Genomic DNA, 12,642 nt, shown 5'->3' with positions numbered 1-12,642 from the left:
TGATCAAAGCCCGGTTGATTTTCTTTACCTGGTATTACGCGCTAGTCGGCGATACAGCCCTACGGGACCAAGGGGAGATCCATCGTTGGATTCTTAGGCAGGAACTGAAACGGTCGCAGAGAAAAGGTATGCCACATCGTGGGCATCTGCGGCCAATCTTCCGGTCGCGGTACATGGTGGAAGCCCACGGTGTACCAGGCGACAATATCGGTGTTCATGATATTGCGGTTCTTCTTGACCCACTCCGTCAGTCCGTCTTCGCCCTTGCTCCCCATCAGATACACGCCAGAGACATAGCGCTCATTGGGGTCGTAAGGTGTGACCCAAAGATTGTGCTCTGAAAAGCCAGCACGCTTCTGCGGCCACTCGGTAGGCGGCAACAGGCTGATGCCCGTCTCGCCTGGCATGATCTCGAAGCTGGTGTTCTGCCCTAGTGAGTTCTTCACGTTCTCATTGGCAAAGCGCCACATCGCAGGATGCTCGATAGAGACATTGAACTTAGCATCCCCTTCGGTCTTGATCATCTCCGGCTTCATGGCCCAGATCCAATGACGTCCCGGCGTGGAGTCAGGAAGTTTATACGGCACCAGCTTATCGACCATAAGACTGTTATTGACGCCATCCACATCCAGATCGAGCCGATAGCTGAAGTAGTGGTCGTGGTCCACGCCATCCGTACCTGGCGCTACCAGTTGCCCGAACTGAACCTCCTTGCCGTCCGTGTCTTTTGCTGCCAGCCCTGCCGAGAGTTCACCATCTGCTCTCTGATCCTTGACTGCTTTTACTTCCAGGATGCCCGTGGCACCGATGCCAACAGTGATGGATGCGTCCTGCTCGAAACGCCAATCAAAGAGATAGTCGTAGTTGCCAACCGTGGCCACAGTACGGAAGACAAGCTCGCGCATGGGCCTTCCTGAGACTGCATAGGTTTCTTCATCCCAGTGACGCCATGCCGGATCGCCAGTTACCCGCTCAAACATGCATGCAAGCTGCGGACGGATGTAGGGCGCACCATTCTCGTGGAAGAAAGTTCCGCTGAAGAAGGTCGCGTAAGTCGGGCAATCAATACCCGCCTGCAACGGCTTGATGATACCGCCGGAACCAGTGTTGATGAAGTATTCCCCAGCATCCAGGAAGACATGCGAGCTCCATGTCTCTTCCGGGTCCTGGTAGGGAACGTACATCTCCGAAAGTCCGCCCTCATACAGAACAGACCTTCGCTTGCCCCCGTCCTCATAGCTCACAAGATTGATCACAGGGCCGACACGGGGATCCAGGCGGAAGCGGAAGTGCCAGTTCTGCCAGCTAATCTCTCCATCCTTGATGGAGAAGCTGGGACCGTCAGGCTGTGAGGTCAGGAGAGGCTTGGTTCCCTCGCGCGCGGGACCACCATCCGCGTCATAGATGCTCGTCGTTGCGGGCATAGGAACAGCGCCGTAATCGGAAAAGCGCGTGATTTTCTTCTCGTTCATATCGACGACAAAGAAGATGCCGGGAATCTCCCTGTCCCAGCTATATTTCGCTCCAGAGGAATAGGTGCAGCCACCCCAACCGATGCGACGGCCCTCAGTCTGCTCTGGGAGAGCGACATGACCCGCTGGTGTGACATAGCAGGTCACCAGGCGAAGATCGGTGATATCGCGCTTCTTCAGGGCCTCCAGAATACGCGGATCTTTCTTGAGCACGTCGTCGTAGCCATGCATTTCGGACTCTGTAACCGGGGCCTGCTCCTTCTTAAGCTGGACATAGGAATCCAGCTTACCCGCGCTGATGTCGATGACAGCCGCGTATGACTTACCTTCCGTCAAAAGCACTGCATCCACTTTGCGCACGATCGGCATTCCCGGTGTCCACGCGAGCACCTCGGATTTTGGTGGTTCGCGCAGCAGAATGCTTGAAAAGACCGTCTTCTCTTCCAGTTTTCCAGCATCTCGAAGAACGTTATAGGCTTTCCAATATTCCTCCGGCGTCAATGCATCGAGTGGATGATTCACCGTGGGTTGCAACGCGAAACATGGCGTAAAAATAAGCATCAGAAGAGCAAATGCAAACAGACAACGACGAAATACCACGTATTACCTCCGAAGAATTTGGGCCCACTATTTGGCCCCTTGGCGATGAAAAGACACTTCTGGGCAGGAACCCCTGAAAGAAATAAAGGGAAGCCTGCCGCTTGCATGGAACGAAACCTAAAGAAGTTGCACTGCGAAGATTGAGAGTACCCTTTGGAGAAAGCCTGGTGGCCGAGTCCGTTTCACAAATCCGCTGAAAGTGCGTTGCAGGGAAAATTCCCTGTAGGGAAATTTCTCCATTTATCCGATACTTTTCACCTCAAGTCAAGAATTGTTTGTTAATTCTGATAATGGACAGTAAAACAAGGGAAGCGCGATGCCATAATTGGCGTCCCACACCCCGTGATTCTTCCAGGCACAAAATACAATGGTGAAGAATCACATACCCCCGTACTTCAGGCACAAATGACATCCAATCAGGAAGATAGCTCCGCTTCATCCACAACTCTGCACGTACCGGAAGTGGTTCCTGAGCCTGCGCGATTTACACGCTGGCACCTGCTTACGATCTCGCTGCTCGTCCTTGGTTACTCCGGTTACTACTTTTGCCGCTCGGACCTTTCCGTGGTCCTTCCGCTCTTGATTCAAGATTTAGGACACCACGGTATTCCGGCCAATGTGGCGCAGGTGCGGCTAGGCTTTATGGCCTCCGCCGGAGTGCTGGCATACGCCATCGGCAAATTTGTTTCCGGCTCGCTGGCCGATCTTTTTGGAGGGCGGAACAACTTTCTGGCCGGGATGATCGGATCGGTTCTCTTTACCATCCTGTTTGCGATGGGGGGAGGATTTCCGATCTTCACCTTTGCATGGATCGGCAACCGGCTTTTTCAATCCTCTGGCTGGGTCGGCTTGGTCAAGGTTTCGTCGCGCTGGTTTTCCTACTCCATCTACGGAACAGTCATGGCAGTCCTCAGCCTGAGTTTTCTATTCGGCGATGCCGCGGCGCGAGAAACCATGGCATTGCTGCTTGGGGCAGGCATGGGCTGGCGTGGCATCTTCTTTACCGGCGCAGGGCTGCTGTCCCTGCTGTTCCTGGCCAATCTGCTTCTCCTGCGCGAGACGCCGCAGGAGCGCGGTCTACCGGCTCCGCTGACGAACCCATTGAACGTCTACGCTGCCAGGGATCTGAAGCAGAAAGATACCAATCCAGCCGACAACAAATCTCCCGGCCTGCTTGCGATCCTGCGTCCCCTGCTTTCAAGCCGCTTCTTTTGGATGGTCTGCCTGCTCTCGTTGGGTACCACGCTGCTGCGCGAGACGTTTAACCTGTGGACTCCGACTTACTTTTCTGCCTACGTCGGGCTCTCCAACGCCGATGCCGCCAGCCGCAGCGCGCTCTTCCCTCTCTTCGGAGGAGTCTCTGTGCTCCTCGCCGGTTTCCTGAGCGACAAACTTGGACTCAATGGCCGTAGTCTCGTTCTCTTTGGTGGACTTGCTTCGGGCACTATCTGTCTCTTCCTGCTGGCGCAGATCCCCGGCAATGTGAATCCCTGGATTCCTGTCGGGATCGTGACGCTCATTGGCTTTCTTTTGATGGGGCCTTATTCATACCTGGCTGGAGCGATGTCGATGGATTTTGGCGGCGATAAGGGAAGCGCAACGGCTGCCGGCATCATTGATGGCGTCGGTTATCTGGCGGGCGTTCTCTCCGGCGATACGATGGCGCGCATCACGGTAAATTATGGCTGGCGCAGAGCCTTTGTCGCGCTGGCTTTCATCTGCCTGCTCACCGCAATCGTAGCGTTGGTATTGGCTATCAGCCAAAGACGCGAAGCCCAGGCCAGGCTCAAAGAACTCGCTGTTTTGAAGGGAATAAGTTAGATGATAGAGACAACATCCACAATTGATTCTCCGGAACTATTGGTTCAATTACTTTCATCGCGCGGTGGCGACTCTTATTTCGGAGAGCCGGTTACAGTGTTGGAGCACTGCCCGCAAGCTGCATTCTTTGCTCGCGAAGCTGCGAGTGCCAATTCGCTGATTGTTGCCGCGCTGCTACACGATGTAGGCCACCTGTTACATCACAAAGGGGAAGATGCCGCAGTTGACGGCCTCGACACGAGGCATGAGGAACTCGCGAATCAGATACTCTCCGCGCATCTGCCACTATCCGTTACAGAGCCGATTCGCATGCACGTAGCGGCTAAACGATATCTCTGCCATGTTGATCCGGCCTACCTCAATGCACTTTCTCCGTCTTCACTCTTAAGTCTCGGATTGCAGGGTGGCCCCATGTCGGAAGCCGAAGCTGTTGCATTTGTTGCTACTCCCTTCGCGCAGGATGCCATCACATTGCGCCATTGGGACGACGAAGCTAAAATCCCCGCACTCGCCGTTCCCCAAGCCTCAACCTATCTACCGCAAATCAAGGCAATGTGGCAGTAAGTTATATCGTCGAAAACGTCCCTCCTCACGATGTGCAACATTCGCCGTGCAGAATTTGGCGAAGTGTTATAGCTTAGTGAATAGAAACAGGGGTGCTTCGCAAATGCGGGGCTGAGAAAAACCCTTTGGACCCGAACCGGATAATACCGGCGTGGGAAGTTTCCGAAACGCAATCCATGCGTATGGACTGCTGTCGCGTGAGCACCTCTTGTTTCGTAGTTGGATTCAAGGGGAAACCATGTACGCAGCTTCAGTAGCCACATCTCCACGCCAGACACGCTTCCTTCTCACAATCATGCTCTGCATTGCGACTTCTGGCTCATTCGCCTTCGCGCAGGAGCAGACATCTGTACCCGATACAAGCCAGTCCCAGGCAGGCAAAGTTCAGCCTGTGACCACGACTGTCGTTGTGCAGGAAAAAGTCAGCGATGATTATCTGCCGAAGAGCCTCTCTGTCGGCAATTTTGATGGACTTCCTCTGCTGAATACGCCCGTCTCGGCAACGGTCGTGACGCGTGACTTAATGACAGATCAGTTCTCGCGCTTACTTTCAGATGTGGTCAAAAATGACGCATCGATCGGCGAAGACTATGCCCCGGTGGGCTACTATGGCGACTTTCAAATTCGTGGCTTCGCTATCGATCTCGCCACAGGCTTGCAGATCAACGGCCTGGTCATTGCCGGAGAGCAGGATGTACCGCTTGAAAACAAGGAACGTGTCGAGTTTCTGAAAGGCATTGCTGGAGTAGAGAGCGGAATCACCACTGCAGGCGGCCTGATCAACTATGTTACGAAGCGTCCAGCATTGGTAAAGGCCTTTGATCTTGCCACGGATCATCGCGGAACAGCCTATGCGGCGCTCGATATTGGGCAGTTATTCGGACACAGAAAGCAATACGGAGTGCGCGCCAACATGGCGGGCGAAGACATTCATACCTATGTGGAAAGCGCCAATGGCTGGCGAGGCGTCGGGGCTCTGGCGTCGGATTGGAAGATATCCGATGTTGCTATGCTCAAGACCGACTTTGAATATCAACACAAGCGCGAGCGATCAGTGGCCGGCTATCAGTTACTCGGCGGAACAATCGTTCCCAGCCTGAATCAGGTCTTCCCTTCCGTGATGCTCGGTGATCAACCATGGTCGAAGCCGAATATTTTCGACGCGTTCAACGCTAACTCAAGACTGGATTTGAATGTAACTCGCAACTGGCATACTTACATGGCTGGAAGCTACAGCCATTCATTAATCGACGATAATGTTATTTATCCCTACGGCGCTGCGCTGGCAAGCGATCTTATGACGCCGCTATGCGCGCCGATTTACTTTTTCTGTTCGGATGGAAGCTATGAAATTTACGACTATCGAAGCCCCGGAGAACTGCGCATCGATGCAATCGGAGAGATTATCAGTAGCGGTCAAATCCGAAACGGATCTGTGACACATAACTTGACCTTTGGCGGTTCCATTTTTCACCGCTCAGTCGATCTCTCCCCCACGGTCGTATATACCCCGCTGGGCGTTGAAAATATCTTCCAGCCGAACATCCTGTATCCGATTGAAAGCCCGGTTCAGCACGCAGGACCATCTACGCTTTCCGACTTCAATCACCAGTCTTCCGGCATCCTGCAGGATAGGGTGACGCTGCCAGGAAGGGTTCAAGTTACTGCCGGAGGGCGCTATGCATCCGTGAATGACTTTAACTACACTGGATCCCGGGGAACGTGGCTGCCGCAGTACTCTGCGACTTATACGCCTGTTACTAACATGACGCTTTACGGCAACTATAGCGTGATGCTATCGCTCGGGCCGCAAGCACCTTTCTGGGCTCTGAATGGAAACGCATTTCTTGCTCCATTTTTCACGCGACAGGCTGAAGTTGGCGCGAAGTATGAGCCAAATGATCGCATCCTGCTGACGACAGCGTTCTTCCGAATGCGCACACCGTTTTTTTACCCCAAGGTTGTCGATACATCCGATGCCTTTTGCACTGTAACGACGGATGAACCGGGCGAATGCTTCGAGTCCCAGGGCCGCGAGACCCATGATGGGATTGAACTGGGTGCCCAGGGGAAAGCTGCCAGCTGGCTGCGTCTTTCCGCTACTGCCGCAGGCACCCTTGCTACTTCAGACGAGACAGGAACGCCGACATTCGATGATAAGCAGGTGATCAACGAGCCTCGTATCAAGACGGCTTTTTTTGCCGATGTTTCACTGCCGCACACACGCGTATTGCGGCGCACCGGATTTGATCTGGCCGATCTTCACTTATTGCCCGGCTGGAGTTATACCGGACGCAAGGAGGCCACGCGTGACGATGTTGTCAGTGTGGGTGGCTATAATCTTTTCAATCTAGGCGCGCGTTACTCGCCAGGCGGAGAGCAAAGCCATGTTACATTTCGCCTCTATGCGGATAACATCCTCAACAAGCGCTATTGGAAAGATACGGGAGCCAGCCTGGGAGATACGTTTATTCACCTTGGAGCGCCTGCAACTGTAAGGCTCTCGGCACACTATAACTTCTAACTTCAATCAATGGAAATACAACCATGTAAATGGCTAGGGGGATGAGTCAACGCTCATCCCCTTTTATTTCATCCACTAATCGCCGGTATAAATGCAGCCGGAATTGCAGGTTTCCTGCACGGCAACTTTACTCAACTTTGGCAGTGCAGGATATAACTCTTTCCATATCCACCGCGCGAGATTTTCGCTGGTCGGATTCTCCAGTCCTTCTATCTCGTTCAGGTAATGATGGTCGAGTCGATCCTCCACAGGTTTGAATGCTTCCTTGATATCGCTGAAGTCCATTACCCAGCCAAGTTGTGGGTCGACTGGCCCCTGCACATATATCTCGATCCGAAAACTATGACCATGCAGACGGCTGCACTTATGCCCCGGCGGTACATTGGGCAACCGATGCGCAGCTTCAATCGTGAATGACTTGAATATCTCCATGACGTTTATCGAATCCCAACAAGTTTGTGTGTCTGCAAACTCAATCGCCAGGCTGGGTGTTCCAGGCAGAACCGCAATGCCTGCTCCACGTGAATTTTCTGATCCGGCCCGTCCATCGGTTGCAAAAAGAAATGCCGGAACTCCAGTTGCTCATACTTATCCGGCGATGCTCCTGCCTGCGGAAACACCAGCTTCAACTCATCTCCCCTGGTCTGAATCAATGTGGCATCCGCCTTGGGGCTGACGCAGATCCAATCAATACCATCAGGAGCAGCAATCGTACCATTGGTCTCAATAGCTATTTCAAAATTACGTTCATGCAATGCATCAATTAACGGCTTATCCAATTGCAGAAGCGGCTCGCCACCTGTGCACACAACAAACTTTTTGCCTGCTGAATTGCGTGGCCAGGTTGCATCGATGCGATTCGCTAAATCCGCCGCAGTCTCGAACTTCCCTCCGTCAGGCCCATCAACTCCGACAAAATCTGTATCGCAAAATTTGCAAACCGCTGCTGCTCGATCACTCTCGCGACCCGTCCATAGATTGCATCCGGCGAAGCGGCAAAAAACGGCCGCGCGGCCTGCATGCGTGCCTTCGCCCTGCAATGTATAAAAAACTTCCTTTACTGCATAACTCATCGAATACCTAAATCCCTGAAGCAGAACCTTTCTGGACGACATTTATCAACGGTTGACCATTGAGCAATCGGCGAACCTGATCTGCTGCAATGCTGATTGCGTGCGGACTGAACTCTGGCGTTGAGCCGGCAACATGGGGTGTCAACAGCAGATTCGGGCATTGCCATAGTGGATGCTCTGCGGGTAATGGCTCTGGATCAGTAACGTCGATGGCAGCACGAATGCGGCCTGCATTCAGCGCTTCCACCAATGCGTCTGTCTGCAAAACAGGCCCACGTGCAGCATTGACCAACAACGATCCCTTAGGCATCAATGCGATTTGCTTAGCGCCGATCAAACCGTGAGACTCCGGCGTTAGAGGCAAAATAAGAATGACGATATCCGCATTGGGCAAAAGTGCGTCGAGTTCTTGAACAGGATGCACCATCGGAGAGGTACGAGCGCTACGGGCAACCCGCGTCACCTCAACACCAAAGACGCCGAGCATCCTCTCAATGGTTTTGCCGATATCACCATAACCGACGATCAAAACGCGCTTGCCGAAAAGCTCTTCCTGGAGTACCGGTGGAAATTGCGGCCGGTCATCGCCGTGAATCGTGGAATAAGCCTTGCTGGCCTGCCTGCGGCCTGACCAATCCGCAGCACGCTGCAGATCGCGATACAGCGGAAAGTATTTCAGCATTGCGAGAATCGCACTCACCGTCCACTCCGCAGTGGAGATGCTATGCGCGCCCTGGGCATTGCAAATAGTCACCTCAGGGCCGACCAATTTGCTCAGCCATTCCGTGCCCGCCGTCATTGTCTGCGCTGTCTTGACGCCCCGCAGATATGGCCACAATCGCGGCACAGAGTCCGGTGGAGGAATCCAAAAATCGACGTGGATTTCACTCGAAGGATGGGAAGGGATGGAAACCAGCTCAATTCCAGGGGGAAAGAGCTGGAGTAGATCAGCGGAGAGTGATGCAGGATAGCCAACTTTGAGCATGTCGGATTCTTCCGTTCCTTTATTCCATGCTACCGTGTTCGCTACCCCGCATACTAACCGTCATTCTTTGCCGTGAAATAGCTTGTCGTTGATATCCGGCCAGAACTCTTTCACAAGATTTGCAACTCCGTCTATTCCCACCTGCAGAACCCAACGCTGGCCGGTCTTGGTCCAATCCCGATCGCTTCTGGGGTAATAGAAGTTCGATATGCCGGAAGATGCTCCGTTGCCGACGATTTCGGCCAGGTTAGGCGTAGGATGGCCGTTATCGCTGCGGGTAATCACCAGGCGGGAGACTGAGTAGACCGTGCGCTTCACCACGCCGCCGTGGCCCAGTGTGTAGTAGCGAGGATCCTCGTGTGCGGCAACCGGCACAATGAACTCTGTCATCAGGTTTCCGTCTGTCGTATCAGCCAGACCATGCCAGTAATAGCGTCCATAAGCCACAGCGCCATGCCCGAATTCCGGCTCAGACTTGTGCCAATCGGAAACCCCGGCAAGAAGAGCTACCTCGATGAAGCTGGAATAATCGAAAGTGTCGGAAAAAAACAACTTCAACTTATCCTTTGGTGTTAGCGGAGGCAATTTGGCATCGGCGGAAACCGAGCGAAAATTCGGAATAATGAAGAGAATTCGCTTGGTCTGCTTGAGACCGCCGTCCGCGGCCGTACCCGAAGACGCATTGGGAGCGGTGCTGGTTTGCGCCTGAGGAGCATCGGGGAGCGCGTTATCTGCCGAGGAACTATCGCTGAGAACCATCACTGGAGAAGATGGAATCGCAGCAGCATTGTTGGAAACAAACGCGCTATTGATAGGCGTTGCAGCGTTGCCGACCAGACATAGCCCGGCGAAAAAAGTCGTATAGAAAAGCATTCGAGGAAAAGACATAGAAAGGCGGCACTCCTTGCAATCGTACAAAGACGAGGTTCTAATTATTGATTGGATTCGCGAGGAACCCAAAAGGTAGCTAAAACAATGCTTTAACTTGACTACTCTATACTGTGCCAGCCGTTATAAATCGTTTTCTGAGCTCCAATAGCCGCGCACAGAGCGAATTAACCTCATTTTCAGGCAATTGAGATTTTTCCGGCGGCGCAATCGGTTACCAGCCGTTTCTATGGCCTTCAGGGAAATACATCCTTAAAGCGAATTTCCGTTGGATCACCTCCATGAGAAAAATGCTCTAATTCTCTAATCAAGATAGAAACGAGAGCTTTCCCTCTTTATGCAGATCTCGCCGCGCAAAACATGGTCCCAGGAAGTGTTGTCCGCCAAACTTCACCTGAGCGGTCCAAAGGAGACAGGTTTTTTTACCTACGAGAAGCGCTCAATGCTGCTGACAGCGGTAAAGACGGCGCTCGCAGCGGGGCTTTGTTATTGGCTGGCCACTCTTGCACACCTGCAGGACGGCTACTGGGGCTCGATTAGTGCCATCATCGTATTGCAATCCAATGTGGGTTCCACCGTATCGGCTTCACGCGACCGTTTAATCGGGACGCTGATCGGGGCAGCTTTTGGAGCGGTGTTCTCATTCCTGGGGGAAGGACTCTGGGTCTATCTGCTGGCGGTAATAGCAGCAATGGTGACATGCAGCCTGCTGGGATTGAAAAATAGCTCCAGGCTCGCCGGGGTAACCGTCACCATTCTCATGTTGGTCCATAGAACCGGCTCGAATTGGATACTTCCACTCCATCGTGTGCTTGAGGTATTGCTGGGGATTGTCGTTGCGCTGGGAATCTCCGCACTCGTTCTCCCCGATCGGGCTCGCACTCGCCTTCGTGACGGTCTTGCTCAGGAATATCTGCTGATGGGATCGGTCTTCGAGGCCGTGCTCCAGGGCTTTCGCGGTATGCCTTCCGAACATCTGCCGAAGATACGTGAGGAGTTGGGAGTTCTGGTGCTTGCGAACGGTCAATTGCTGGACGCAGCACGCAATGAACCCTCCAGTGGCCCGGCATCCCTTGAAGGACTTTCACTGCTGTATCAGTTTGGGCGCACATTGGAGGATTCACTCCATGCGCTGGAACTCGCCGTTCAAGACAGTAAAGGCGATGCGTATGCGGCCCACCTGGAGCCTGAGTTGGGCAAACTCGCCACAGATATCCATCAGGGCTTTCAGTACGTGGCGAAGTGCATTCATCAATGGAAGTTCGATGCGCCCACCAAACTTTTTCTGAAAGATTCAATCGCCGCTCTTGAAGCGAAGATGACATCCATCCGCCCAACCAGCTTTAAGTTCCCTGAGGCAGAAATCCTGCGCGCATACGCAGTCCAACTTCATCTTAAGCAGCTGGCCCAATTACTGAGAGCGTCGCGAATTGATACCGGCGAAGCCGTGGAGAAAGGGCAATAGTTTTTAGACTATTGCCCATCCGTCACACAAGGTCAGGATAGAAACTTCTTGAGAGCTGAAACCGCGTCTTCGATTTCCTCAACTGTGATTGCATACCCGAAGCGCAGATGCCCCTCGCCCTGTGCCCCGAATGCGGATCCGGGAATCGTAACGATGTGGGCTTTATCAAGCAAAATCTCCGCTGCAGTACGGCTGTTTTTGTGAATCTTCTCCGCATTCGGAAAAGCATAAAAAGCACCCGCGGGAGGCTCGCACTCCATGCCTACATCATTGAGTCCAGCGACTAGCAAATCGCGCCGTTGGCGGTAGCCGACAAGCCGCTCATCCAACTCCGATTGCGGCGTCTTCAGTGCAGCCACCATGGCATACTGCACAGGCGTAGGCACACCGTTGGTGGAATACAGAACAATCTTTCGCAATGCCGACATAAAAGGCTCGTGTGCCACAGCGTAGCCCCCTCGCCAGCCGGTCATGGCATAGGTCTTGGAAAAAGTGAAGCAGCTAATCGTGCGCTCGGCCATTCCCGGTAAAGATGCAATCGAAAAGTGCTTTCCGTCGTAAACCAGATCTTCGTACGCTTCATCTGCAACCACGATCAGATCGCGCTCAAGAGCAAAAGCCGCAACCTCTTCCGCCTCCGCTCGCGTGAACACAACACCACTGGGATTCTGTGGAGTGTTGTAGTAGACCACCCGCGTATTCGGCGTAGAAAACTGCTCCAGCGTCGAACGAACGCCATTCCGTCGCGCCATTGAGGTCGGCACCAGTAATGGCCGCGCCTGTGTACCGCGGATAAGATCGCCGATGGGCGTCCAATAAGGTGAGAAGACCAGCGCATCATCCCCTGGATCGAGAACGCTCTGGAATGCTCCGTAGAGAGCTTGCGTGCCACCCACAGTCGCGATCACCTGGTCCGGCGATGTTGGGATGCCGTTCCTTGAGGTAAGCTTCGCCGCAAGCGCTTCACGCAACGGCAGAATACCGGAGGAAGGCGCGTAGTGTGTCTGGTTTTCAATTAGAGCCTGAATTGCCGCGTACTTGATCGATGCAGGCGTCTCAAAATATGGCTCCCCCCCATGCAACGCGTGTATCTTGTTTCCGGCAGCACGAAGCGCCATCGCCTTATTGCGAATCTGAACGATGTCAGAGAAACCCACTTCGTCCAGACGTTTCGCCAGACGGATTCCACTTGCCTTGGTACTCATATCAATTCTTACCTTCCTATGAATGCCCGTCTCAGAATATCGGAC

At 53.4% G+C, this 12,642-nt stretch carries 10 protein-coding genes and 1 riboswitch; of the genes, 4 read left to right on the top strand and 6 right to left on the bottom strand.

The features are described 5' to 3' along the window. Positions 1 to 59 precede the first annotated feature (59 nt). Positions 60 to 2,072, bottom strand: coding sequence for a copper amine oxidase (locus tag OHL19_RS16425; RefSeq protein ID WP_263358822.1), 2,013 nt, complete (start codon positions 2,070 to 2,072; stop codon positions 60 to 62). 405 nt (positions 2,073 to 2,477) lie between these two features. Between OHL19_RS16425 and OHL19_RS16420 the strand changes: the two genes are divergently transcribed. The 3 genes from OHL19_RS16420 to OHL19_RS16410 all read left to right on the top strand — a co-directional run bounded on the left by OHL19_RS16420 (position 2,478) and on the right by OHL19_RS16410 (position 6,981). Beyond that, the gene (locus OHL19_RS16420; protein WP_263358821.1) at positions 2,478 to 3,893 is read left to right on the top strand and encodes an MFS transporter; all 1,416 of its coding nucleotides are present in this window, start codon (positions 2,478 to 2,480) and stop codon (positions 3,891 to 3,893) included. After that, positions 3,894 to 4,457, top strand: coding sequence for an HD domain-containing protein (locus OHL19_RS16415; RefSeq protein WP_263358820.1), 564 nt, complete (start codon positions 3,894 to 3,896; stop codon positions 4,455 to 4,457). Positions 4,458 to 4,535: 78 nt separating this feature from the next. Then, a riboswitch (TPP riboswitch) is annotated at positions 4,536 to 4,632 on the top strand. A 63-nt stretch (positions 4,633 to 4,695) separates the two neighbouring features. Beyond that, positions 4,696 to 6,981, top strand: a complete 2,286-nt coding sequence (locus tag OHL19_RS16410; RefSeq protein ID WP_263358819.1) for a TonB-dependent siderophore receptor — start codon at positions 4,696 to 4,698, stop codon at positions 6,979 to 6,981. A gap of 75 nt (positions 6,982 to 7,056) precedes the next feature. On the opposite strand, the gene queD is transcribed toward OHL19_RS16410, so the two are convergent. The 4 genes from queD to OHL19_RS16390 are packed head-to-tail and all read right to left on the bottom strand — an operon-like array spanning position 7,057 to position 9,927. Then, complete coding sequence (gene queD / locus OHL19_RS16405; protein WP_263358818.1) at positions 7,057 to 7,413, bottom strand: 6-carboxytetrahydropterin synthase QueD; 357 nt, start codon at positions 7,411 to 7,413, stop codon at positions 7,057 to 7,059. A gap of 5 nt (positions 7,414 to 7,418) precedes the next feature. After that, positions 7,419 to 8,054 carry a 7-carboxy-7-deazaguanine synthase gene (gene queE / locus OHL19_RS16400; RefSeq protein ID WP_263358817.1) on the bottom strand — a complete coding sequence of 212 codons (636 nt, stop codon included), beginning with the start codon at positions 8,052 to 8,054 and terminating at the stop codon, positions 7,419 to 7,421. Positions 8,055 to 8,061: 7 nt separating this feature from the next. Beyond that, on the bottom strand, positions 8,062 to 9,039 hold the full coding sequence (locus OHL19_RS16395; RefSeq protein WP_263358816.1) for a 2-hydroxyacid dehydrogenase: 978 nt from the start codon (positions 9,037 to 9,039) through the stop codon (positions 8,062 to 8,064). A gap of 60 nt (positions 9,040 to 9,099) precedes the next feature. After that, on the bottom strand, positions 9,100 to 9,927 hold the full coding sequence (locus OHL19_RS16390) for a hypothetical protein (RefSeq protein WP_263358815.1): 828 nt from the start codon (positions 9,925 to 9,927) through the stop codon (positions 9,100 to 9,102). Positions 9,928 to 10,264: 337 nt separating this feature from the next. On the opposite strand from OHL19_RS16390, the gene OHL19_RS16385 reads away from it, so the two are divergent. Then, positions 10,265 to 11,392 (top strand): FUSC family protein, encoded by a 1,128-nt coding sequence (locus OHL19_RS16385; protein WP_263358814.1) that lies wholly within the window; start codon positions 10,265 to 10,267, stop codon positions 11,390 to 11,392. Between the two features lie 32 nt (positions 11,393 to 11,424). Here the strand turns inward: OHL19_RS16385 and OHL19_RS16380 are convergent, their stop codons facing one another. Continuing rightward, positions 11,425 to 12,597 (bottom strand): pyridoxal phosphate-dependent aminotransferase, encoded by a 1,173-nt coding sequence (locus OHL19_RS16380; RefSeq protein ID WP_263358812.1) that lies wholly within the window; start codon positions 12,595 to 12,597, stop codon positions 11,425 to 11,427. Between the last annotated feature and the right edge of the window lie 45 nt (positions 12,598 to 12,642).

The organism is Acidicapsa ligni, from assembly GCF_025685655.1.
Lineage (GTDB): Bacteria > Acidobacteriota > Terriglobia > Terriglobales > Acidobacteriaceae > Acidicapsa > Acidicapsa ligni.
This window is presented reverse-complemented; position numbering and strand designations above follow the sequence as displayed.

Bases quoted from the DNA above. Each gene is read 5' to 3' on its own strand.
- OHL19_RS16390 (WP_263358815.1), bottom strand. From the start codon at position 9,927: ATGTCTTTTCCTCGAATGCTTTTCTATACGACTTTTTTCGCCGGGCTA.
- OHL19_RS16395 (WP_263358816.1), bottom strand. From the start codon at position 9,039: ATGCTCAAAGTTGGCTATCCTGCATCACTCTCCGCTGATCTACTCCAG.
- OHL19_RS16410 (WP_263358819.1), top strand. From the start codon at position 4,696: ATGTACGCAGCTTCAGTAGCCACATCTCCACGCCAGACACGCTTCCTT.
- queE (WP_263358817.1), bottom strand. From the start codon at position 8,054: ATGAGTTATGCAGTAAAGGAAGTTTTTTATACATTGCAGGGCGAAGGC.
- OHL19_RS16380 (WP_263358812.1), bottom strand. From the start codon at position 12,597: ATGAGTACCAAGGCAAGTGGAATCCGTCTGGCGAAACGTCTGGACGAA.
- queD (WP_263358818.1), bottom strand. From the start codon at position 7,413: ATGGAGATATTCAAGTCATTCACGATTGAAGCTGCGCATCGGTTGCCC.
- OHL19_RS16415 (WP_263358820.1), top strand. From the start codon at position 3,894: ATGATAGAGACAACATCCACAATTGATTCTCCGGAACTATTGGTTCAA.
- OHL19_RS16420 (WP_263358821.1), top strand. From the start codon at position 2,478: ATGACATCCAATCAGGAAGATAGCTCCGCTTCATCCACAACTCTGCAC.
- OHL19_RS16385 (WP_263358814.1), top strand. From the start codon at position 10,265: ATGCAGATCTCGCCGCGCAAAACATGGTCCCAGGAAGTGTTGTCCGCC.